Genomic DNA, 20,696 nt, shown 5'->3' with positions numbered 1-20,696 from the left:
GAACCCGAATCCCATGCCGCCGCTGCCTTCACCCCAAGACGAACATGTCGCCAGCAAGCCCGCCACTTCCGCGCGCGAGGAGGCTGGCCAGGGCTCCTGTCTGGAAGTCTTTCTGGTGTTCCTGCGCCTGGGGCTGACCTCCTTCGGCGGACCGGTCGCGCATCTGGCGTACTTCCGCAGCGAATTCGTCGAACGGCGGCGCTGGCTGGACGACTATGCGTATTCCGACCTGGTGGCGCTATGCCAGTTCCTGCCGGGTCCAGCCAGCAGCCAAGTCGGCATGGCCATCGGCCTGAAGCGCGCCGGCTGGGCCGGCATGCTGGCTGCCTGGGTGGCGTTTACGCTGCCCACCGCCATCGCGCTGATTCTCTTTGCGTTGGGGCTGGCGCAGTTCGGCTGGCTTTCCGCCTCGGGCGCCATCCACGGGCTGAAGATTGCGGCGGTCGCCATCATCGCGCAAGCGGTCTGGGGCATGGGCCGCTCGCTTTGTCCAGACCGCGAGCGGGCCGGACTGGCCGTGGCGGCGGCGCTCATCACCATCCTGATGCCAACGACGCTGGGGCAGCTGAGCGCGATCCTGCTGGGCGCGATTGCCGGCCTGGCCGCGCTGCAAGTGCCGCCGCGCCCCGCGTTGGCGGTCCAGCCCTTGAAGATCTCGCGCCGCGCCGGGTACACCGCACTTGCGCTGTTCGTGCTGCTGCTGACGGCCTTGCCGGTGTGGGCCGCGCTTAGCGGCATGCCGCTGGCACAGCAGCTCTCCGGTTTCTACCGCGCAGGCGCCCTGGTGTTCGGCGGCGGCCATGTGGTGCTGCCTCTGCTGGAATCCGCTACGGTGGCGAACGGCATGGTCTCCAACACCGATTTCCTCGCGGGATATGGCGCGGCGCAGGCCATGCCCGGGCCGCTGTTCGCCTTTGCCGCTTTCCTGGGCGCCATGTCGTCCGGCCCCTTGTCGGGCTGGGCCGGCGGGCTCGCATTACTGGTCGCGATTTTCCTGCCAGGCGCCTTGCTCGTGGCCGCGGCGCTGCCGTTCTGGGAGAGCCTGCGGCGACGGCCGGGGGTGCGCAACCTGATCGCGGGCGTGAACGCCAGCGTGGTGGGGATTCTGCTGTCGGCCCTGTACGATCCGGTCTGGACCAGCGCCATTCGCGACCGCGCGGACTTCGGCCTGGCCTTGCTGCTGTTCGGCCTGCTGGTCTATGCGCGCTGGTCCCCCGTCTGGGTGGTGTTGCTGGCCGCGGCTGGCGGCTGGGCGCTGGCATGACGGCACTGCGCCTCCGGACCGCCCCGCGGGCAGGGCGCTAGGACTGCCAGCGCGGCTGGCGCTTTTGCAGGAAGGCGTCTATGCCTTCGCAGGCGTCCGCCTCCATCATGTTGCGCGCCATCACGTCCCCCGCATAATCGTAGGCGTCCGCCAGCGCCATCTGCCGCTGCTTGTAGAACATGCGCTTGCCGTAGCGGATGGCCGTGGGACTCTTGGCCAGGATGTCGTCCACCAGGGCGCGCACGCGTTGGTCCAGTTGCGTCTCGGGCACGGCATCGTTGATCAGGCCCCAGTCGCGGGCCTGCTCGGCATCGATAAAGCGCGCAGTCACCAGCATCTCGAAGGCGCGCTTGGCGGACACATTGCGGCTCAGCGCCACCGCGGGCGTCGAGCAGAACAAGCCGACGTTGATGCCGGATACCGCGAACTTCGCCGTATCGGCTGCCACGGCCAGGTCGCAGCTTGCCACCAACTGGCAACCCGCGGCGGTGGCGATGCCATGCACCTTGGCGATCACCGGCACCGGCAGGGCCTGCAGGCCCTGCATCACCGCGCTGCACTTCCTGAATAGTTCGCGGTAGTAATCCAGGGTGGGCTGGCTGCGCATCTCGCGCAGATCGTGGCCGGCGCAGAACGCGCGGCCGCTGGATTCCAATACCACGCAGCGCAGGCCGGCCTCGCGCGACAAGGCGTCTATCTCGGTTTGCAAGGCAGCCAGCAAGCCTTCGGACAGCGCGTTGAACTGGCCCGGCCGGTTCAGCCGCAACGTTACGACGCCGCCTTCGGCTTGGCGTACCAGGATGGGGGCTTGCGCGGCGTCTTCGATAGTCATGTCTTCTCCAGGATGGGCTATTCCTGGATAGTAGAGGGAGAAGCCCCCGGGCGGGGAGAGGGCATCAGCCCGTCGCGATCCTCCGCGCCACACCTGGAGACAGGCAAAGCAGGGGCCCGACGATGGCGACGCCGATCAAAGCCATGGCCGTCTGCGGCGGCATGCCGCTGTCAAGAAGCAGGGTGGCGATAACCGCCGACCCGCTCATCTGAAACAGCCCATACACCGCGGCCGCGGTGCCCGCGCGTTCAGCGAATGGCTCCAGCGCCAGGCTCAGCCCCGAACCCAGCGCCAGCGAAAAGCCCACGGTCAGGACCGCCACCGGCAACATGAAGGCCCAGGCCGACAAGGGCAGCCACAACCACGCGGCCATATGCATGGCGGCCGCCGCGAACAAGGCGGCCATGCCCACGCGCACCATGGTGTGGCGCCCATAGCGCGAAATAAAGGCGGGGGCCAGGAAGAAGGCGCCAATGTTGATCGCCGCATTCCCCCCGAACCAGGCGGAGAAGCCCAGTTCCGAATAGCCCAGTTGCTGCACCAGCACCACGGGTGCGGCGGAAACGAACACCAGGATCATGGCCATGCCCGCCATGCCGAACGCGGCAAAGTAAAGGAATCGGCCGCTGGCCACGATAGGCGCATAACGGCGCAGGCTATAAAGCGCGCCCTGGGCTTTCGCGGGCGCGGCCCGCGTTTCCTCGAAGCGGACCGCCAGCAGGCCCGCCAGCATCAAGGCGAACAGCACCATGAAAACAAACGTGCTGCGCCAGCCTGCATGGACGGCAAGCGCGCCACCCACCATGGGCGCCAGGGCTGGCACGGTACACAGCGCGCCGTTCAGGTAGCTATACACCCGGGCGCCGACCGCAGGACTGAAACAATCCCGTACGGCGGCAAAAGCCACCAGCGAAGCCGAGCAAGCGCCCAGGCCCTGGATGACGCGCGCGGCGTAGAACAGCTCGAGCGAGCCGGCCGACGCGCCCAGCGCCGACCCCAGCAGATAGGCCAGCGCGCCGCCCAGCGCCACGGGCCGCCGGCCGTAGCGGTCCGCCAGCGGACCGATCAGCATCTGGCCCACGCCCACGGCGAAGATGAACAAGGTGATGCTGGCTTGCAGCGCCGTAACTGGCCGGCCGTAGTCCAGCGCCATGGCGGGCAGAGAGGGCAGGTAGATATCGATGCCCATGGGCGTCAACGTGACCAGCCCCATGAGGAGGCCGATCAGCCAGCGTTGGCCGCGGGGGGATAATGCAGACTTCATGGCAGGCTCGGGGTCCATTGCAGACCCGGGAAAACCCGATATTATCCATGAACCGGCGTAGAATCTTCTACCTATGAACGCTCCCGCCCTCCGACCCCGCATCGTCATCCATTACTGCACGCAGTGCCAGTGGCTGCTGCGCGCAGGCTGGATGGCCCAGGAACTCCTGTCGACGTTCTCCACCGATCTGGGCGAGGTTGTGCTGCAGCCCGGCACCGGCGGAATTTTCCAGGTCACCTACAACGGCGATCTGATCTGGGACCGCAAGAGCGATGGCGGCTTTCCATCCGCCAAGGAACTGAAACAGCGCGTGCGCGACCGCCTTGATCCCGCTCGCACGCTCGGTCACATCGATGGGCACACGGCGGGCCCTCTGACCGCGCCTGACGCTTAGCGCGTGCAAACGGCCGGCCTCGCATGGCCGGCCGTTGCTACGCGCATCTCATCGTTACGCGGACGACTCCGCCTGCTTCAAGGCCTCGCGGCCCTTGCGCTGGCGCATGGCCGAAACCACCAGCAAGGCGATCAACGCCACGCATGCCACCACGAATCCCAGACTGATGGGACGCGACACGAAGATCGCCAGGTCGCCGCGCGACAGCAGCAGGGCACGGCGGAAGTTCTCTTCCACCATGGGTCCTAGCACAAAGCCCAGCAACAGCGGCGCAGGTTCGAAGCGCATGCGGATAAGGGCATAGCCCGCCGCGCCGAACAAGGTCACCATCGCCACATCGAAAAGATTGTTGTTGGTGCTGTAGACGCCCACGCAGACAAAAAACAGCGCTGCGGGGAACAGGTAGCGGAACGGCACGGTCAGCAGCCGCACCCACATGCCGATCAGCGGCAGGTTCAAGAGCAACAGCAGCACATTGCCCACCCAGAAGCTGGCGATCAGCCCCCAGAACATGTCAGCGTGCTCGACCATCATCTGCGGTCCCGGCTGGATGCCGTGGATGATCAGCGCGCCCAGCATCAGCGCCATCACCGGGTCGCCGGGGATGCCCAGGCTCATGGTGGGGATGAAGCTGGTCTGGGTCGATGCGCTGGTGGCGGCTTCCGGCCCTGCAATGCCTTCGATGGCGCCTCGGCCGAAACGGCGCGGTTCACGCGCCACTTTCTTTTCCGTGGCATACGAAATGAACGAGGCAATGGTGGGACCCGTGCCCGGAAGAATGCCGAACGCCGCGCCGATCGCCGTACCGCGCACGAGCGCGCCGCGCGATTGCTTGATGTCCCCGGCTTCGGGCCGCATCGACTTCATGCTGATCTTTGCCGTGGTCACCTTGGCGTCGCCGCCAATGCGGTTGATGTTTTTCAGGAAGTCCGCCACGCCGAACAGGCCCATGGCCAGCGCCACGATCTGCAGGCCGTCGGAGAGCTCCAGAATGCCGAAGTGAAAGCGCATCGTGCCGGTGTTGACGTCGGTGCCGACCACACCCAGCAACAGGCCCACAACCACCATCGCCACACCCTTGATCGCCGATCCCTTGGCGAGAGTCGCGCCCGCCAGCAGACCCAGCATCATCATGGAGAAGTACTCGGCGGGGCCGAACTTGAAGGCAACGTCCACCAGCATGGGCGAGAACAGGATCATCGCGAGGATGCCTATGGACGCGCCGCAAAATGAAGAGAACATCAACATGAACAGCGCCGACCCCGCCTTGCCGTTGCGCGCCAGCGGATTGCCATCCAGGCAGGCCACGGCATGCGAGGCGGTGCCGGGCAAGTTCAGCATGATGGAGGTAATGCCGCCACCGTATTGCGAGCCATAGTAAATGCCCGACAGCATCACCAGCGCCGCCGTCGGCGTCATGGTGTAGGTCAACGGCAGCAGGATCGAGATCGCGGCCAGCACGCCCATGCCCGGCAGCACGCCGATCAGGTTGCCCATGAACACGCCGAACGCGGCCCACATCAGATTGTCCAGCGCGAAGGCGACGGAGAACCCGTGCATCAGGTTATTGAGGATTTCCATCGATCAGCCCCAGCGGAACAGCGGAAACTGCAACTGCAGCGCCCAGGAGAAAACGGCCACGCCCAGCACGGTCACGCCCGCGGCCAGCAGCGCGGCGCTGCGCGGGGTGTGTTGGCGGTCGCCCATTGCGGAAATGAACACCAAGGCAAAAGTCGCGGGCACCAGGCCGCCGTACTTGCCCACCAGGATGAAGGTCATCAAGCCGCCGATAATGCAGCCCCAGCCGCGCCAGTCGGGCGGCGGTTCGTCTTCGGCGTCTTCCTCCGCGGCTGCGGGCGCGACGGCCATGCGGGCAATCATCAAGCCCAGCAAGACCAGCAGCACGCCAAGAATGGCGGGAAACATTCCCGGCCCCATGCGCGCGAGGCTGCCGATGTTGTAGGTGGATGCCTGCGCGATGGCGCCCAGGCCCAGCACGATCATCGTGCCCGCGGCCCAAGCCTCGCGCCGCGCGGCGCTGCGTTTGGATTGCATCTGTAGTCCTCCCGTTGTTGTGCTTTTGTCTGACTACGTTCTGAACAAAAGCTGACTTTTGGATGAACGCGGAAGTCTAAAAATCCAAACTTCCGTTCACCTTTCAGGAGGACGGGCAATGCGTAAAACAGGCCTTTTTTTGGGCCAAAACGGGGGAAATCCCTAAGGCTTCATCCCTTTGGGAACCCAGGGCTTGCGCTCGCTACCGGCCAGCGCGGCGTCAAGCCGCCGCTTGGAAGATTCTGGCCAGCAGGCGTCCATGTCGTAGAACTCGTCGGCCGCCGGCACGTCGTCCGGGATGCCGACCCATGGATGCTTGGAACGCAGGAAACAGTGAGCGCCAGGCGGAAAGTCGGCGGCGCGGTCCAAGGTGCCGGCGTATATCAGCGCCACCGTTTCGCCATAGCCTGGATGATGGCTCCACAGCAGACCGGAGCAGGCCGCGCAACGCACGACAACGACGGTCTCGCCGTCATTGGCGGTCTTATCGGCGGGATGCCGTCGCAACTCACCCTGCAGGCGGCGCACGCGGTCGGATTCGATAACCGCATTCATGGCAAAGGCGGTGCCCGAATGCCGCTGGCATACGGTGCAGTGGCAGCAATGCACGAACATGGGGGGACCGGCCAGGCGATAGCGGACGGCGCCGCAATCGCAGCCGCCTTCGATGAGAGGCTGGGTCACGATCTGTCTCCTTGGGAAGTCGTGCAACCAGTGTATTGATGGCGCCTGCGACAGGGGAGTGGCGATCGCGTCATCCTGCGGGGGGATTTGCGTCATCGTCGCCGCCTCGCCGGAATGCCATGCGTGCGGGACGCGGGAGCGCATCAGCCTCTTGCTTTTTCAGCCAATTTAGTGCTAAAATACGACAACTTTCAGCAAAATTACAATAAAACAAGTGCTGAAATTACTGAAGGTCTGGTAGTTGAAGTCGCTGGCGGCTGCGGCCGCCATTTTCGTTTGCGTTGCCTGCGCGCATGCCCCCGCGCCCCGATGGCACCCATTGGAACAGCATCCATGGCACGCACGAATCCCATGCATGGCGCTTTGCGCGGGGAAAGCCATGCGCCCTGAACAGGAGAACGTTCATGTCTCATCAACTCGTTGGCAAGAAGTGGCACTTCGAGATCCCGCCCCTGGACTGGAAGGCGCCCGAGACCAATAAAGAAGCGGACATCAAGTCCGCTCCCGCGGACACCGATTCGGCCGAGGACAAGGACGCCTGACACGGCGCCCCGCCACGCTTGAATACGTGTGGCGGAGCCGGACGCGCTAGGCCGCGTGTATCACCACCCGATTTCGCCCTTGCTGCTTGGCGGCGTACAGGGCGGCATCCGCGGCCTGAAAGACCTTTTCCACGTCCGCGCCGCCCGCGGGCCATTGCGCCACGCCGGCCGACACGGTGATCTCCAGCGCGCCGCTCAAGCGGCGCGCTTCTGTCTTGCGGCGCAGGCGCTCGGCCATGCCAGCCGCCTCTTTCGCGCCCGCGCCGGGCAGCAGGATCAAGAATTCCTCGCCGCCATTGCGGCAAAGAACATCTGTCGGGCGCGAACAGTCCCGCATCAACTGCGCCATGCCCTGAATCACTTCGTCGCCGGCCGTATGCCCGTAGGTGTCGTTCACGCGCTTGAAGTGGTCGATGTCCAGCGCGACCACCGCAAAGGGCGTGTCCGCCGCCTGCAGCGTATCCACGGCCTGCCGCGTGCCGCGGCGGTTGCGCAACCCGGTCAAAGGGTCGGTAATGCTGGCCTGGTTGAGCTTGCCGATCTTGTCCTGCAGATTCGTGTAGCTCCGTATCACTGCGCGCTTCAAACGCTGCGCCTCGAAATACCAGGCCTTGACCGAGCGCACCCGCTGCATGGCCACGGCCATATCATGGTGTTCGACGTTGGTCGCCAGCTGCGATAGCGGCTGCGAGATCTTGCGCGCGCACCACCAGATCGCAAGCAGGAACAGGAGGGAGAAGGGCGCCGCATAGCGGACCAAGGCCCAGATGAGGTCGTGCAGCGGCTCCAGCGTGGCCTGTGCCGGACGCTGCGCAATCACACCCCAGCCGCTGCGCGGCACGGGCGCGTAACCGGCCAGCATGTCCACACCGCGCGTATTGATCAGGCGTTGCGCGCCGTGCTCGCCGCGCGTCACCGCCCCCACCACGGGGTTGCTGCTGACGTCTTCGCCCACGCGATCGTTATCCGCGTGGTAGATCAGCCGGCCATCGCCATCCACCACATAAAGATAGGAACCGTCCTGGTACGGGTGCCTGCCCAGCAGCGTGTGCAGGGCGCCGTCATTGCGCAGGTAGATCGTGCCGGACACGTAGCCCAGGTAGGCGCCACTGTCTGAATGGATCGGATACGACACGTTGATCAGCAGATTGCCGGCGATGGACACATACGGCTTGCTGATCAGCGGCTTGCGTGTCTGCAGCGCCACGCGGCTGCCGGCATTGTCGACCCGGGTTCCCTGGTAGCTGCGTATGCCTTGGCTGGCCGCCACGATGATGCCGTCGGCGCGGACGATGGCGACCGAATTGAAACTGGCGGTCTGCTCCCGCAGGCGCGACACTTCCGTGTTCAGCAATTCCGGCGCATCGAAGCGTCCGGCCACGTGGCGCGCGCTGTATTCCAATTGCTGCAGGGCGGAATCCAGAAAAGAGTCGGCGCTTTCGGCCAGCTTGGCCGCGTAGACCCGATTGGACTCTAGCGTATTGGCAATGAGCTGTTCGCGCTGCACCCGGTAGCTGGCATATAGGGCGTTGGCGGTGGCGGCCAGGGCACTGAACACGGTAAGCGCAAGCACCAGCCCGCGGAGGTTGATTCGCATGAGGATCGTGTCGGGCAGGATTCGGTTGCGGCGAGTGCGCGGGATTTTACCCGCGCGGGCTGTCTGGGTCGTCCAGCAGGCGCGCCGCAGGCGATTCGGCCGCCGCCCCGGCCCGGAAGTACCCCATCACGGTGGCCACGCTGGCGTGGCCGGTCATGGCCATGGTGTCGCCCAGCGGGACGTTCTGCCGTCCCGCTTCCGTGACGAAACCCGAGCGCAGGCTGTGGGCCGAAAACTCGCCTTCCAGGCCCGCCAGCTTGCAGCGTTCCTGCACGATGTCGCGCACCGCGGCCGCAGCCAGGGGTTCGCCGAGCACGCCGCCGCGACGCACGCGGCGGAACAGGGGACCTTGCGTGATGCCGCTGGCGCGCAGCCAAGCATCGAGCGCTTCGGCAGCGACGCCCACGATGGGTTTTTGGTCGTTGGCACGGACCGTGCCCGACTGATTCGTTTTGGAATGGGCCAGGGCAAACAGAAAGCCATCGGCTGTGCGTCTGGTGTTTTCCACGGACGCGCGCACGACTTCCGAGCGCCGGCGTCCGCCGCTGGCCCAGGCAAACAGCAGCAGCGCGCGGTCGCGCAAGCCGCGCAGGGAATCGTCGCAGGTCGCGAGCATGGCCTCCAGCGGTTCGCGCGTCAGCGCCACTTTCTTGGCGGGCGCCACGCCTCGGCGCGCATAGGCCCGGCGGGTTCTGGATAGCAATTCACGCACCGCGGCCCCGCGACAGGGGTTGGGGTGTCCGTGCAGCTCGTGCGCCTTGGATAAGACGGAGATGCGCTGCAACAGCGTATTGAGGCTGGGCGCGCCCAATCGGCTCTTGGCCTTCAGGCGCACCAACTCCTGGTCCAGCGCCAACGGCAATTCCCATTTCAGGCCTTGTTCGGTCCAGCGTTGGGCGTGGTCGACCACGAACTGGATCACCACCGTTTCCGGCAAGGGCAGGGCAAAAGGGCGCGCGTACCGCAGCTGGAACCAGGCACTCCAATAGCGAATCGCCGCGCGATAGCTGGCTACGGTGTTGGCGGAACTGCCTTCGCGCAGCAATGCGCGCGCCGCGGCCTCGGCCTGGCCATCCAGGGTCTGTGGGTCCAGCGCAGGGAGGGGCGCCTGCAGTTTCAGCTCAGTCATGGTAGGGCAGGGGAGAAAAATCCAATTTTATAATTTTCATTATGTATGCTGTATGATATCTAACATATATAGCAGATTACCCGCGATAAGGTTCCATTATCGTGGGTAATTATCTCTCATATACAGAATTCGGCACGGAGCAAGCCCATGGCCACGGGAATTACCGAAAGTGACGTCTGGAGCGCCGCGGACGCCCTGCTGCTGGAAGGCTCCCGGCCCACCATCGAACGGGTGCGCCAGAAAATAGGCCGCGGCTCGCCCAACACCGTCAGCCCCTATCTGGAAACCTGGTTCCGCTCATTGGGCGCGCGGATCAAGGATCCGGGTGCATTTGCCGCGCCCGCGGCCGTGCCCGATCCCATTGCGCAGGCAGCGGCTCACTTCTGGGAAGCCGCTCTGTCCGAAGCGCGGGCCCAACAGGAGCAGGCTTATCGCGGACGCTGGGAAGAGCTGGCGCGCGAAGGGGAGCAGCTCGCGTCTGACGCCGAGCAGTTGCAGCAACGCGAAGCCCAACTCGTGCTCCGCGAACAAGACTTGCAGGAAGCGCTCAGGGTGGCGACGTCCCAGCTGGCGGCGGCCGAAGATCGCCTGCAAGCGGCCGAGCAGCAGTTGCGCCAGCGCGACGACCAACTCAAGCGTGTCCAACTGCAGCTGGAAGACGCCCGCAGCGCCACGCAGGCGGCTTTGTCGGAGACCGACAACGTCCGCGCCCAGCACGCCCAGGCGTTGGACGCACTGGAGGCGCGCCATACGGCCCACGAACGTCGCTGGCTGAATGAACTGGACGGCGAACGCAGCGCCGTAAAGCGCTTGCAGGCGCGCCTGGACGAAGCCCTGGCGGTCCACCAGCAGCAAACGGCGCAGGCGAGCAGAGCGCTGGAGCTCGAACAGGATCAGCGCCGGCAGGCAGAGCAGGGCGCGCAGGCGTTGCGCACTGAAGTCCAGGCGCTGCAAATGCGCCTGCAGGCGGACGAAGCGGCGGCCAATGCAGCAAAGGCAGCCAGCCGCGAACGCGAACAGGCGCTCGAGGCCAGGCTTGCCGCCGCAGAATTACGGTCGGCCGAATTCATGGCGCAATTGAAGAGGAAGGACGAGCAATTGAGCGAACTGACCCGGCATCTGATGGCACAAACCCGGCTTGAAACCGCCGCCCCTGCGCCTATCCCGCCAGCCGGGCAAGGCGCCTGAAGACCAGGGCAGGGCGTTCGCCGGCCGGAGAATGCGCCGGCGAGCGCGGTTGGCGCGGGATCACAGGCCTAATGACCCGGATATACGCCCTGGAACGGCTCGTTGTTTTGTTCGCCAAAACTCGAAGCGTGGTAATTGGCCGGATCGGCCTTCATGGACATGCTGGAGCCGGATGAACTGGGCGCCGAACAGCCAGCCAGCAGAAACGCCAGCAACAAGCCGGCGGTGGTCAGGATCCTCATGGAGAACCTCCGTGGAGTAGCCTGCCGGAAATACGATCCGCGGAGGGTCCGATGAACCGTCATCATCCTTTCCGGCAGCACGATGCGCGCCGGACGCGGGCGCGAGATCTGCCCGACGGTCCATTTTCCTCCTGCGGTTCTGTACAAGTCCACGGGAATATCGGATAAATTCGTCAAAAACGCATCCACGTGTATCAGCAGGCAGGCGCCTGCTGACGGTGATGCGTCGGGATTCAGGGCCGCCGGCCCTGTCAGGAGCCGCGCTTGAATCCGCTTCCACGCCAGACGGTCGATCTCGCCCGCATCATTCTGGTCATCGTGATCCTGGCCGGCTTGATGGCAGGCAGCCTCTATATCCTGCGCCCGTTCCTGCCGGGCCTTGTCTGGGCGACCACCATTGTCGTGGCCACATGGCCTGTCATGCAGGCGATACAGCGCTATTGCGGCGGACGGCGCTGGATCGCGACGATGACGATGCTGGTCATCCTGCTGTTCGTCATCGTGCTGCCGCTGTATGAAGTCATTTCAACCCTGGCGCTCCATAGCGGCGCCATCATGGCCGCGGTCAAGCGGCTGCCCGACTATGCGCTACTGGCGCCGCCCGACTGGGTGCACGGCATTCCGCTGGTGGGCCCCAAGATCGCCCAGGAATGGCAGACCCTGTCGGACGCTGGCGCCGGCGGCCTGCTGGCCAGGCTGGAGCCCTACCTGACCAGCGCCGTCGCCTGGCTGCTGGGACACGCCGCCATCGTAGGCGCTTTCATGGTGCACATGCTGATCACCGTGGTCGTCGCAGGCATTCTCTACACCAAGGGTGAAGTTGCGGTCGATTTCGTGCGGCGCTTCTTCAACCGGCTGGCCGGACAGCGCGGCCTGGCAGCGGTCAAGCTGGCCGGACAGGCGATACGCGCCGTGGCGCTGGGCATCGTAGTGACCGCCGTGGTGCAGTCCGGCCTGGGCGGCATCGGCCTGTGGATCGCGGGCGTGCCGGCCGCCGGCATCCTGACCGCATTGATGGTGATGCTGTGCCTGGCACAGCTGGGGCCTTTCCTGCCCATGCTGGGCGGCGTGGTCTGGTTGTTCCAGAACGACATGAAGCTGGCCGCCGCGATCCTGCTGGTGTGGGCCGTGCTGGTTGCCATGCTGGACAACCTGCTGCGGCCGCTCCTCATCAAACGCGGCGTCAATCTATCGTTGCTGCTGATACTGGTCGGCGTATTGGGGGGACTCTTCGCGTTCGGCATCGTGGGCCTGTTCATCGGCCCGGTGATCCTGGCGGTAACCCATACGCTGCTCAAAGCCTGGATCGACGAAGTGCCGGCGCCCACCGCGCTGACCGCGGACGCCGATCTCGGCCAGACGCCCGCCGAACGCGCAGGATTCCCGCCGGTCTGAGCACCAACGCACCGGATGACGTATTCCGTCGGCGGGCGAGCCGCCAGGGAAGGGCGTAACATCTGCCTCACGTCGCGGGCGCACGGCCCGCTTTTTCCGCAACACCCCGGCAATACCTCATGATGATGCACCCTCTGGCGTCGCCTATCGGCGCCTTACATTCCTGGCCCGGTTTCGCAATCTCCATCCGCAAGACGGTGGCGCAATGAGCGAAAGCGTACGCCTGGCCAAGCGCCTGGCCACGGAACTGTCCTGCTCGCGCGGCGACGCCGAACGTTATATAGAAGGCGGCTGGGCCACCGTGGATGGCCAGCGTGTGGAAGAGCCCGGGTTCCGGGTCGGCCCGGGCCAATCCGTCGGCCTCTTGCCGGGCGCGCGCCTGGAAGATGCGCGCCCCGTCACCATCCTGCTGCACAAACCCGCGGGCCTGTACGCCAACGACGAGCCCGGCTCGGCGCGCAGCCTGATCCTGCCCGAGAACCTGATGCCCGGGGACCGCTCGGGCCAACGCTATCTGAAGCGTATGTTCAATGGCATGAAACTCGTCACGCCGCTGGAACGCGCGGCCAGCGGGCTGGTTGTCTATACGCAGGAATACCCGGTGGCGCGCAAGCTGGTGGAAGAAGGGCGCTACGTCGAGCAAGAGTACGTGGCCCAGGTGTCCGGCCAGCTCAGCGCGGCCGATCTGGCGCGCCTGCAACGCGGCATGGCCTACGAAGGCCGCGCCGCAACGCCCATGAAGGTCAGCTGGCAGAACGAAACCCACTTGCGCTTCGCCTTGAAGACGCCCGCGCCCGGGTTCATCGAATATGCATGCGATACGGTGGGACTGCGCCTGCAAGCCCTGCGGCGTATCCGCATCGGCCGCCTGCCCATGGCAGGGCTGGCTCTGGGGCAGTGGCGCTATCGCCTGGAATACGAACGCTTCTGACGGCAGCAGGAATGACTATGGAACAAGCGCCGCAAGGCCAGCGACCGGAGCGGCACTCCGGACGCAGGGGTTTTCTGATCAATGCGGGCGCGCTGTGCCTGTCCGCCGCTTTGGCGGGCTGCGCGGCCAGGACGCCACAACCGCGCCGGACACCGCAACCGGCCAGGCCCGCTCCTGCGGCGCCGCCGGTGGCGGGCGCCGCCGCGGCAGTGCCGGCGCTGAAGCCCGGTGCGCGCATCGCCATCGTCGCACCCGCATCCGCCGCCCCCGATGCGGCGGATGAGGCGGCCGAATGGTTGCTGGCGCGCGGCTATGTGCCGCAGGTCATGCCGGCCTCGCGCTCAAGGCTGGACGCGCCCTATGACTATCTGGCCGGGACGGACGCCGAACGGCTGGCGGATCTGCACGCCGCCTTCGCGGCGCCGGACGTGGGCGCCGTGTGGTGCCTGCAAGGCGGCTTCGGTTCCTGGCGCCTGCTGGACCAGCTGGACTTCGACCTGCTGCGACAGAATCCCAAACCGTTCATTGGCTATAGCGACATTACCGCGCTGCATCTGGCCATGCAGCGGCGCGCCGGCTTCGTGACCTTCCACGGACCGATGCTTGCGCAGGATTTGCTGGCGGGCAAGCGCGAACCCACCGAATCTCATCTGCTGTCCATGATTACCGGCCAAGTGGGGCAGGGGACGTGGATCGCGCCGCCCCCTTATGCCACCGCCACGGAACTGGTACCGGGCACGGCGACCGGTCGCCTGATCGGCGGCAACCTGGCGCTGATTGGGGCGCTGATCGGCTCCGACCACGAAATCGACACCCGCGGCGCCATTCTGTTCATCGAGGACGTCAACGAGGCCTTGCCACGTATCGACCGGCTCTTGAGCCAATTGGCGGCCGCGGGCAAGTTCGATGACCTGAAAGGCGTGCTGGTCGGCAACTTCACGCGCATCCTGGGCGTGTCCATGGACGATGCCCAGGCTCAAGGGATGTTGTATCCCCTGATACTCGACCAGTTCCGCGGGCGCGGCATTCCGGTACTGGCCGGGTGGCCCAGCGGCCACGGCGATCCGAACCTGACATTGCCGCTGGGCGCACAGGTAACGCTGGACACGAGCCGGGGCGCGCTGCGCCTGGAGCAAGCGGTGGTGACGTAGCTCTGCAAGAAATGCGCTATTAATAGAGCATAATTGCAAGATATGCTTCATTAATGAATCGAGGCGGCATTAAAAAATGACTCATTAATAGTGCATATTCGTCAATAAAGCACTATTATTGAGTCATGAAAAAGAAGATCGAACCCAGCTTCGAAGCCGCCGAAGCGCTAGCCCGAATCGGCGCCAACATCCGGACCGCCAGGCTGCGCCGCGCCGAAACCGAATCCACGCTGGCCAGCCGCATGGGCGTGTCCCGCGCCACCATCACGCGGCTGGAAAAGGGCGACGGCGGCGTGTCGCTGGCGTTGGCCATCGAAGCCCTGCTGCAATACGGCTATGCCGACCAGGTCTACGGCCTGGGCGACCCCGAGCTCGACGGCGTGGGCAAGCGCCTGGACGCCGTGCGCCGCCCGAACCGCGGTAGCGCCAAGGCACCAAACGCGCACCGCGCCGATCCCACCTTGCTGTAGCGTCCGTACATCGTGCAATCCAAGAAACACAAATCGGTGGAAAGCGAGCTGTATGTCTACGTCGACATCCGCGGCGAGGCCGTACTGGCCGGACTGCTGACGCTGGACGACTCGGACGAAAGCCATTTCTATGCCGAATTCACCTACGTGCAGTCCTATGTGAACGATCCGAGGGCGTTCGCCCTGGATCCGCTGAACCTGCCGCTTGCGGACGCGCGGACGACCTATCGCACGGAAAGCCGCTACGAGACGCTGGGCGCGATCTTCGACGCAGCGCCCGACGCCTGGGGCCGCAACGTCATGCGCGTGGACAACGCCGGCGCCCGCGTGACCGAAGACGAAGTCCTGCTCAAGGGCCGCGGCATGGGCGTGGGGGCGCTTTTTTTCAGCGCGCGCCAGCTCACGCCGAACATGCGCAAGACCTACCGTCTTCCCGAGCTCAGCCAGCTGGAGTCGCTGGCCGACCTGCTGACCGACATCGACCAGGGCGTAAAGCCGAAGGGGCTGTATCGCGACATCCTCGGCAGTTCCTGGGATATCGGCGGCGCGCGTCCCAAAACCATCGTGCGCGACGAGCACGGCGAAATGTGGATCGCCAAGTTTCCGCGCAAGGGCGACTCCTACGACCGTCAGCGCGTCGAGTACGCCAACCTGCAAATGGCCCGGGCCATCGGCCTGACGGTGCCCGAGATCCGGCTGGCTGAAACGCATCTGGGCGCGGTGCTGCTCACGCATCGCTTCGACCGCGAATTGCTGCCGGTGGAACAAGGAGCCGACCCCGTCGTTGCCCGCCGTCATTTCCTCAGTGGCGCTTCCCTGATCAGCCCCTCGGTGCGTATCGGCAAACGCGAACTCGACGGCCCGCGCGGCAAAGCGACATATTCCTATGCGCGGCTGGCGGATGTCACTCGCCGCGTCTCGTCCAATCCCGTGCAGGACCTGAAAGAACTATATGCCCGCATGATCTTGAACGTGGCCGTGCACAACACCGACGACCACCTCAAGAACGTGGGCTTCCTCAAGGATGAGGGCGCCCAGACCTACCGCCTGTCGCCGCTGTTCGACGTGGTGACGCAGGAGGGCTCGGCCAAGCACTACCTCCACATCGGCGAGGCCGGCCGGGAAAGCTCGTTCCAGAACTGCCTGAGCGAATACCGGCGCTTCGGTCTGCGTTCCGAAGCGGTGGCTCGCGACATCCTCGACCACGTGCGCGATGTGGTGGCGCAGCGCCAGCGCTTCTACGACCAGGCCGGGATGACGGCGGAAGAAATCGGGCACGTGGAAGCCTCCTTGATGGCGTGGCGCCACGGTATATTGCCGGTATGAAAAAGCTGGACATTCCCGCACTGGAAATCTTCGTCGCGGCCGTCGAAGAAAAAAGCCTGTCGAAAGCGGCCGAACGCGAGAATCTAGTGACTTCCGCCGCCAGCAAGCGCGTGGCGGAGCTGGAACGCCACCTGGACCGCACACTGCTGCATCGGCACGGACGCGGCGTGGAACCAACGCCCGCGGGCGCCTTGCTCTATCAACGCGCCAAGGCGATCCTGCGCAGTGTGCAATTGACGGAATCGGCAATCAACGGCTATTCGGCCGACGGCCAGGCGAAGATCCGCCTGGCTTCGAATCCGTCGACGATCCTGCAGTTCCTGCCCGGCGTAATGGGCCGATTCCTCGCCGATCGCCGCGACGTCAGCGTGGACCTGCTCGATGCGCACAGCTACGACATCCCGCGCATGGTGGCGGAAGCCTCGGTCGATATCGGCATTTATCACGCCGATCACCCGGTACCGGGGGTGGCCTCGTTTCCCTTCCGCCGCGATCGCGTCGGCCTTGTCGTGCCAGTGGGCCATCCGCTTGCTGAACGCACCGAGCTGTTCCTGGAAGATGCGCTGGACTACGACCTGCTGGGCTATTTCCCGCGCCATTCGCTGGACCAATTCCTGGCCTACGCGGGCCAGACGCTTTCGCGCCCGCCCAACGTCAAGCTGCAGGTATCCAACTTTGAAACCCGCTGCCGCATGATCCGCGAGGGCCTGGGCATAGGCATCGTGCCCGAGGGCATCGCCCGCAACTACCTGACGGCAATGGGATTGGTGCTGCTGCGCCTGCGCGACGCCTGGGCCGAACGGCAGTTCTACGTCTGCGTGCGCGACGCCACGCAGTTGGCGCGTCCCGTGGACGAGCTGTTGCGCGCCTTGAGAGAAACAGCGGCTTAGGCCCGGAACCGCAGCGGGCGGCGCCGGGCGGGCGCCGCTCGCGTTATTTCTCTACGCGCGATGCCGCCGCTTCTCTCAGCACCGGACGCAGATACGACAGGAAGCGCTCCGGGTCCTCGCTCATGGGGAAATGCCCCATGCCCTCCATGAGCTGCCACTTCGAACCGGCGATGCGGCCTGCCAGGAACTCGGTGTCCTGTGGCGTGCATGAGTAGTCGTATTCGCCGGTCAACAGCCATAGCGGACAGCGCTGGGTGTCGATAGCCGCGACACGTTCGCGGATGTCGCCGTCGGCGGTATAGAAGTGCAGGTCGCCCTTGAACACGCCGGGTCCGCTTTGCATGTAATGCCACAGCGTTTCCCAGCGATGCCTGTCGGGGCTGCCCGGACCCACCAGGCCGGAAACAATGCCGGCGCAGACCTCGCCGCCATGCACGTCGGGACGATTGAGCCACTCCAGGTCATAGTAGGGGTCGACATGAGCCCCCGATTGCAGGCCAATGGCGCCGCCAAAACGTCGCGCGTGCTCCAGCGCCAGGTGCAGGACCATGCGCCCCCCGATGGAGCAACCCATGACGATGGGCCGCTCCAGCGCCAGGGCGTCCGCCACGCCCAGGACTGCCTCGGCATAAGCTTTCGAGGTGAGGCGATAGGTTTCCTCGTGCCAGCCTTCGGGCGGCGAGGATTTGCCATGCCAGGGCAAGTCGAAGGCGATAACCCGGAAATTTTCGAGTATCTCCGGGTCGTTCATTACCGCGCGATACTGGCGGGTATCCGCGCCAGCGGTATGCAGGCACAACAAGGGTGTGCCGGTTCCGGCTTCTTCGACGTACACGCGGTGCTCGCGCCCGCCCAACAGCAGCCTCAGGTAGCGTCCCACGACCGGTTCGAATACGGCTTGTTGTCGGTTCACGAGCATGCTCCCGGGGTGCGGGGGCAGGCCAGCACCTCTTTGAAATACAGCAGGTTGGACATGAAGGGGTAGAGATCGCCCTCAGCGCGCAGGCGGCGGAACTTGATCATGGCCATCAGGTCATGGAAGCCCGGCGCCGGCTTGGGCACCCAGAAGCGGGCCCAGTCCTCGGCTTGCGCGCGCAGCGCGAATTGCCAGCGCGGCATGATGAAGGGGCCGCGCCGCACCTCTTCGATACGGCCGCCCGCCACCGTGACGAGGTGAGCGGTGTCGCCGGACTCCAGCAGGAACACCGTGTCCAGGTGACGGCCGCGCCATACCAGGCGTTCGCGCGAATTCACCGCGTCGGCCAGGCGATCAAGAATGAAATCGTCTTCTTGCATATCGGGTTCCTTCATGATGGCGGCATGTCCAGCCGATAGATGCCATCTTCTTCGTCCATGCGCGGATAGCGCTTGGCCACCAGGGGATCATGGCCGGGCACGATGTGCGCATCGGAATCCGCCAGCGATCGGATGCGCGCATAGCCCTCCAGCATGTCGCCCACATGGAAGATGGCGGGGAAGGGGTTGTGGTCAGTGTAGTTGCGGTAGTAGTGCAGGGCATCCGACGCCAGTACGATCCAGCCGCGGCCGGTATGCACGCGCACCACCTGCAGGCCCGGCGTATGTCCGCCGATGCGGTAGAGCTCCAGGCCGGGCGCCAGGCGCGCGTCGCCATCGTGCAACTGCACTCGCCCCGCGTAAAGCCGGCGCACGACCGCCTGCACGTCGTCGGCCGAGAAAAAATGCCGCATCGCTTCAAAACACATATAGCGGCCTGTGGCGTAGCGCATTTCGGCATCCTGCAGATGGACCCGTGCGTTGGGGTAGGCCTCCACGTTGCCCGCATGGTCATAGTGCAGGTGGGTGAGGATGAGATCGCCGATGTCCTCCGGCGCCAGGCCCAACCGTGCCAGCGCGGCGCCGGGCTGCAGGCAGAAGGCGCGGCCGCGGGCTCGGGCCGAGCATGCGCTGAAACCGGTGTCGACCAGCACCGTGCGGCCGCCCCCGCGCACCACCCAGCAATAGAAGTCCAAGGGCATCGGTCCGTCGTGCGCATCGTTGCGCGACAGGAAATTGTCCACTGCCCGCCGCGCCACGGTGGCGTAGCGGATCGCGTACACCTCGTAGGCGGGCAAGGCGGCGGTCAGCAATGGCGATGCGCTCATTTCTTGACCAGTTTGCACTGGCTTTCGGCCAGAGGCATGAATGCCTGGTCTCCCGGTACCGTCTTGACGATCTTGTAGTAATCCCAGGCGGCGGTCGATTCCTTCGGCGCTTTCACCTCGACGACATAGGTGTCGTGGATCAGCTTGCCGTCTTCGCGCAGCCGGGCATTGCGCGCGAAGGCGTCCCGGATGGGCATTTCGCGCAAGGTCTTCATCACCACGTCCACGTTGTCCGACCCGGATTTTTCGACGGCGCGCAGGTAGTTGAGCACCGCCGAGTACTGCCCGGCCTGCAAGGCGGTGGGCATCTTGCCGGCCACCTTGAAAAAGCGCTGCGAGAACGCCCGGGTTTCGTCGTCCATGTCCCAGTAGAAGGTTTCGGCAAAGGTCATGCCCTGCGACGCCTCCAGGCCCACGCCATGCACGTCGGTGATGCTCATCAGCATCGCGACCAACTTCTGGCGCTCGGCCAAGCCGAACTCGCGGGCCTGCTTGATCTCGTTCTGCAGGTCCGCGCCGGCGCTGGCGAAAGCCACGGCATCCGCCTTGCTGGATTGGGCAGCCAGCAGGAAGGAAGCGAAGTCCGTGCCGGGGAAGGGATAGCGGACCGTTCCCGCGACCGTGCCGCCGCCGTCCTTCACGAAGCGCGTGCCATCGCTTTCCAGCGAATGCCCGAACGCATAGTCGGCCGTGACGAAATACCATTTCGTGGCGCCGGCCTCGACCAGGGGCAGGGTGCCCACCTTGGCCAGCGCGTAGGTGTCATAAACCCATTGCACGTTGTTCGGCGAGCAGTCCTCACCGGTGATCCGGGTGGCGCCCGCGCCGGTCACCATGGTCATCCGCCCCTTTTCGCGAGCGATGTTCATGACGGCCAGGGCCACGGCGCTGTTGCCCAGCTCGGTCACCACGTCGACCTTCTCGCGGTCCATCCATTCGCGGGCGCGGCCCGCTGCGACGTCCGTCTTGTTCAGGTGGTCCGCCGAGAGCATTTCCACCGGCTTGCCGAGCACCTTGCCGCCAAAGTCCTCGATAGCGAGCCTGGTCGCAAGTACCGACCCCGGGCCGACGTTGCCCGAATAGGCGCCTGACATGTCCGTCAACACCCCGATGCGCACGACGCCGTCCGATATGCCGTCCGCCGAAGGCGCCTGTGCTTGCGCCAATCCCGTGCCGGCGGCAAACGCCAGCAGGACGGTAATCTTCTTGTTCATGGTTT

At 65.3% G+C, this 20,696-nt stretch carries 22 protein-coding genes; 10 read left to right on the top strand and 12 right to left on the bottom strand.

Annotated features, from left to right (window positions below; translation table 11 throughout):
* Window positions 1–13: 13 nt before the first annotated feature.
* Window positions 14–1,264, top strand: a complete 1,251-nt coding sequence (gene chrA / locus VCS63_RS14245) for a chromate efflux transporter (RefSeq protein ID WP_253637862.1) — start codon at window positions 14–16, stop codon at window positions 1,262–1,264.
* A 37-nt stretch (window positions 1,265–1,301) separates the two neighbouring features.
* Here the strand turns inward: chrA and VCS63_RS14240 are convergent, their stop codons facing one another.
* Both VCS63_RS14240 and VCS63_RS14235 read right to left on the bottom strand, forming a co-directional pair.
* On the bottom strand, window positions 1,302–2,096 hold the full coding sequence (locus tag VCS63_RS14240; protein ID WP_063640619.1) for an enoyl-CoA hydratase: 795 nt from the start codon (window positions 2,094–2,096) through the stop codon (window positions 1,302–1,304).
* Window positions 2,097–2,160: 64 nt separating this feature from the next.
* Entirely contained in the window at window positions 2,161–3,360 is a 1,200-nt protein-coding gene (locus tag VCS63_RS14235; RefSeq protein ID WP_323880128.1) for a multidrug effflux MFS transporter, read from the bottom strand.
* Window positions 3,361–3,433: 73 nt separating this feature from the next.
* Here VCS63_RS14235 and VCS63_RS14230 point away from each other — a divergent pair, with 73 nt between their 5' ends.
* Window positions 3,434–3,754, top strand: coding sequence for a SelT/SelW/SelH family protein (locus VCS63_RS14230; protein ID WP_042793584.1), 321 nt, complete (start codon window positions 3,434–3,436; stop codon window positions 3,752–3,754).
* A 54-nt stretch (window positions 3,755–3,808) separates the two neighbouring features.
* On the opposite strand, the gene VCS63_RS14225 is transcribed toward VCS63_RS14230, so the two are convergent.
* The 3 genes from VCS63_RS14225 to VCS63_RS14215 all read right to left on the bottom strand — a co-directional run bounded on the left by VCS63_RS14225 (window position 3,809) and on the right by VCS63_RS14215 (window position 6,493).
* On the bottom strand, window positions 3,809–5,335 hold the full coding sequence (locus VCS63_RS14225; RefSeq protein ID WP_042793583.1) for a tripartite tricarboxylate transporter permease: 1,527 nt from the start codon (window positions 5,333–5,335) through the stop codon (window positions 3,809–3,811).
* A gap of 3 nt (window positions 5,336–5,338) precedes the next feature.
* A complete protein-coding gene (locus tag VCS63_RS14220; RefSeq protein WP_042793582.1) occupies window positions 5,339–5,809 on the bottom strand; it encodes a tripartite tricarboxylate transporter TctB family protein in 471 nt (156 codons plus the stop codon).
* A gap of 162 nt (window positions 5,810–5,971) precedes the next feature.
* Entirely contained in the window at window positions 5,972–6,493 is a 522-nt protein-coding gene (locus tag VCS63_RS14215) for a GFA family protein (protein WP_204361131.1), read from the bottom strand.
* 404 nt (window positions 6,494–6,897) lie between these two features.
* On the opposite strand from VCS63_RS14215, the gene VCS63_RS14210 reads away from it, so the two are divergent.
* Window positions 6,898–7,035, top strand: a complete 138-nt coding sequence (locus tag VCS63_RS14210) for a hypothetical protein (RefSeq protein ID WP_164793686.1) — start codon at window positions 6,898–6,900, stop codon at window positions 7,033–7,035.
* 46 nt (window positions 7,036–7,081) lie between these two features.
* Here the strand turns inward: VCS63_RS14210 and VCS63_RS14205 are convergent, their stop codons facing one another.
* Window positions 7,082–8,632, bottom strand: coding sequence for a sensor domain-containing diguanylate cyclase (locus VCS63_RS14205; RefSeq protein WP_042793581.1), 1,551 nt, complete (start codon window positions 8,630–8,632; stop codon window positions 7,082–7,084).
* A gap of 46 nt (window positions 8,633–8,678) precedes the next feature.
* Window positions 8,679–9,761: a site-specific integrase gene (locus VCS63_RS14200; RefSeq protein WP_323880126.1), complete on the bottom strand. Its 1,083-nt coding sequence runs from the start codon at window positions 9,759–9,761 to the stop codon at window positions 8,679–8,681.
* Between the two features lie 147 nt (window positions 9,762–9,908).
* On the opposite strand from VCS63_RS14200, the gene VCS63_RS14195 reads away from it, so the two are divergent.
* Window positions 9,909–10,949 carry a DNA-binding protein gene (locus tag VCS63_RS14195; RefSeq protein ID WP_323880124.1) on the top strand — a complete coding sequence of 347 codons (1,041 nt, stop codon included), beginning with the start codon at window positions 9,909–9,911 and terminating at the stop codon, window positions 10,947–10,949.
* A gap of 68 nt (window positions 10,950–11,017) precedes the next feature.
* Here VCS63_RS14195 and VCS63_RS14190 read toward each other — a convergent pair whose 3' ends face one another.
* Entirely contained in the window at window positions 11,018–11,191 is a 174-nt protein-coding gene (locus VCS63_RS14190) for a hypothetical protein (protein WP_164793683.1), read from the bottom strand.
* 264 nt (window positions 11,192–11,455) lie between these two features.
* Between VCS63_RS14190 and ydiK the strand changes: the two genes are divergently transcribed.
* The 6 genes from ydiK to VCS63_RS14160 all read left to right on the top strand — a co-directional run bounded on the left by ydiK (window position 11,456) and on the right by VCS63_RS14160 (window position 17,354).
* Window positions 11,456–12,586 carry an AI-2E family transporter YdiK gene (gene ydiK, locus VCS63_RS14185; RefSeq protein WP_063640623.1) on the top strand — a complete coding sequence of 377 codons (1,131 nt, stop codon included), beginning with the start codon at window positions 11,456–11,458 and terminating at the stop codon, window positions 12,584–12,586.
* A gap of 205 nt (window positions 12,587–12,791) precedes the next feature.
* A complete protein-coding gene (locus VCS63_RS14180; RefSeq protein ID WP_042793579.1) occupies window positions 12,792–13,517 on the top strand; it encodes an RNA pseudouridine synthase in 726 nt (241 codons plus the stop codon).
* A gap of 17 nt (window positions 13,518–13,534) precedes the next feature.
* Entirely contained in the window at window positions 13,535–14,668 is a 1,134-nt protein-coding gene (locus VCS63_RS14175; RefSeq protein ID WP_416379195.1) for a S66 peptidase family protein, read from the top strand.
* 125 nt (window positions 14,669–14,793) lie between these two features.
* Window positions 14,794–15,138 carry a helix-turn-helix transcriptional regulator gene (locus tag VCS63_RS14170; protein ID WP_063640624.1) on the top strand — a complete coding sequence of 115 codons (345 nt, stop codon included), beginning with the start codon at window positions 14,794–14,796 and terminating at the stop codon, window positions 15,136–15,138.
* A 12-nt stretch (window positions 15,139–15,150) separates the two neighbouring features.
* Window positions 15,151–16,464 carry a HipA domain-containing protein gene (locus VCS63_RS14165; RefSeq protein ID WP_323880122.1) on the top strand — a complete coding sequence of 438 codons (1,314 nt, stop codon included), beginning with the start codon at window positions 15,151–15,153 and terminating at the stop codon, window positions 16,462–16,464.
* Window positions 16,461–17,354, top strand: coding sequence for a LysR family transcriptional regulator (locus VCS63_RS14160; RefSeq protein WP_042793577.1), 894 nt, complete (start codon window positions 16,461–16,463; stop codon window positions 17,352–17,354). The genes VCS63_RS14165 and VCS63_RS14160 overlap by 4 nt, the downstream gene beginning before the upstream one ends.
* Window positions 17,355–17,397: 43 nt before the next feature.
* Here VCS63_RS14160 and VCS63_RS14155 read toward each other — a convergent pair whose 3' ends face one another.
* The 4 genes from VCS63_RS14155 to VCS63_RS14140 are packed head-to-tail and all read right to left on the bottom strand — an operon-like array spanning window position 17,398 to window position 20,691.
* Window positions 17,398–18,273, bottom strand: coding sequence for an alpha/beta hydrolase (locus VCS63_RS14155; RefSeq protein ID WP_323880120.1), 876 nt, complete (start codon window positions 18,271–18,273; stop codon window positions 17,398–17,400).
* Entirely contained in the window at window positions 18,264–18,650 is a 387-nt protein-coding gene (locus VCS63_RS14150) for a hypothetical protein (RefSeq protein WP_323880119.1), read from the bottom strand. The genes VCS63_RS14155 and VCS63_RS14150 overlap by 10 nt, the downstream gene beginning before the upstream one ends.
* An 11-nt stretch (window positions 18,651–18,661) precedes the next feature.
* Window positions 18,662–19,477: an N-acyl homoserine lactonase family protein gene (locus tag VCS63_RS14145; protein WP_323880118.1), complete on the bottom strand. Its 816-nt coding sequence runs from the start codon at window positions 19,475–19,477 to the stop codon at window positions 18,662–18,664.
* Window positions 19,474–20,691 (bottom strand): ABC transporter substrate-binding protein, encoded by a 1,218-nt coding sequence (locus tag VCS63_RS14140; protein ID WP_323880116.1) that lies wholly within the window; start codon window positions 20,689–20,691, stop codon window positions 19,474–19,476. Before VCS63_RS14140 ends, VCS63_RS14145 begins: the two co-directional genes overlap by 4 nt.
* Between the last annotated feature and the right edge of the window lie 5 nt (window positions 20,692–20,696).

Source organism: Achromobacter sp. D10, from assembly GCF_035282245.1.
Classification (GTDB): domain Bacteria; phylum Pseudomonadota; class Gammaproteobacteria; order Burkholderiales; family Burkholderiaceae_B; genus Achromobacter; species Achromobacter insolitus.
This window is presented reverse-complemented; position numbering and strand designations above follow the sequence as displayed.

Excerpts from the sequence above, each read along its gene's own strand:
- VCS63_RS14235 (WP_323880128.1), bottom strand. The coding sequence starts at position 3,360 with ATGAAGTCTGCATTATCCCCCCGCGGCCAACGCTGGCTGATCGGCCTC.
- VCS63_RS14170 (WP_063640624.1), top strand. The coding sequence starts at position 14,794 with ATGAAAAAGAAGATCGAACCCAGCTTCGAAGCCGCCGAAGCGCTAGCC.
- VCS63_RS14205 (WP_042793581.1), bottom strand. The coding sequence starts at position 8,632 with ATGCGAATCAACCTCCGCGGGCTGGTGCTTGCGCTTACCGTGTTCAGT.
- VCS63_RS14190 (WP_164793683.1), bottom strand. The coding sequence starts at position 11,191 with ATGAGGATCCTGACCACCGCCGGCTTGTTGCTGGCGTTTCTGCTGGCT.
- VCS63_RS14240 (WP_063640619.1), bottom strand. The coding sequence starts at position 2,096 with ATGACTATCGAAGACGCCGCGCAAGCCCCCATCCTGGTACGCCAAGCC.
- VCS63_RS14180 (WP_042793579.1), top strand. The coding sequence starts at position 12,792 with ATGAGCGAAAGCGTACGCCTGGCCAAGCGCCTGGCCACGGAACTGTCC.
- VCS63_RS14155 (WP_323880120.1), bottom strand. The coding sequence starts at position 18,273 with ATGCTCGTGAACCGACAACAAGCCGTATTCGAACCGGTCGTGGGACGC.
- chrA (WP_253637862.1), top strand. The coding sequence starts at position 14 with ATGCCGCCGCTGCCTTCACCCCAAGACGAACATGTCGCCAGCAAGCCC.
- VCS63_RS14225 (WP_042793583.1), bottom strand. The coding sequence starts at position 5,335 with ATGGAAATCCTCAATAACCTGATGCACGGGTTCTCCGTCGCCTTCGCG.
- VCS63_RS14195 (WP_323880124.1), top strand. The coding sequence starts at position 9,909 with ATGGCCACGGGAATTACCGAAAGTGACGTCTGGAGCGCCGCGGACGCC.
- VCS63_RS14175 (WP_416379195.1), top strand. The coding sequence starts at position 13,535 with ATGGAACAAGCGCCGCAAGGCCAGCGACCGGAGCGGCACTCCGGACGC.
- VCS63_RS14230 (WP_042793584.1), top strand. The coding sequence starts at position 3,434 with ATGAACGCTCCCGCCCTCCGACCCCGCATCGTCATCCATTACTGCACG.
- VCS63_RS14150 (WP_323880119.1), bottom strand. The coding sequence starts at position 18,650 with ATGCAAGAAGACGATTTCATTCTTGATCGCCTGGCCGACGCGGTGAAT.
- VCS63_RS14220 (WP_042793582.1), bottom strand. The coding sequence starts at position 5,809 with ATGCAATCCAAACGCAGCGCCGCGCGGCGCGAGGCTTGGGCCGCGGGC.
- VCS63_RS14145 (WP_323880118.1), bottom strand. The coding sequence starts at position 19,477 with ATGAGCGCATCGCCATTGCTGACCGCCGCCTTGCCCGCCTACGAGGTG.
- VCS63_RS14160 (WP_042793577.1), top strand. The coding sequence starts at position 16,461 with ATGAAAAAGCTGGACATTCCCGCACTGGAAATCTTCGTCGCGGCCGTC.
- VCS63_RS14140 (WP_323880116.1), bottom strand. The coding sequence starts at position 20,691 with ATGAACAAGAAGATTACCGTCCTGCTGGCGTTTGCCGCCGGCACGGGA.
- VCS63_RS14210 (WP_164793686.1), top strand. The coding sequence starts at position 6,898 with ATGTCTCATCAACTCGTTGGCAAGAAGTGGCACTTCGAGATCCCGCCC.
- VCS63_RS14200 (WP_323880126.1), bottom strand. The coding sequence starts at position 9,761 with ATGACTGAGCTGAAACTGCAGGCGCCCCTCCCTGCGCTGGACCCACAG.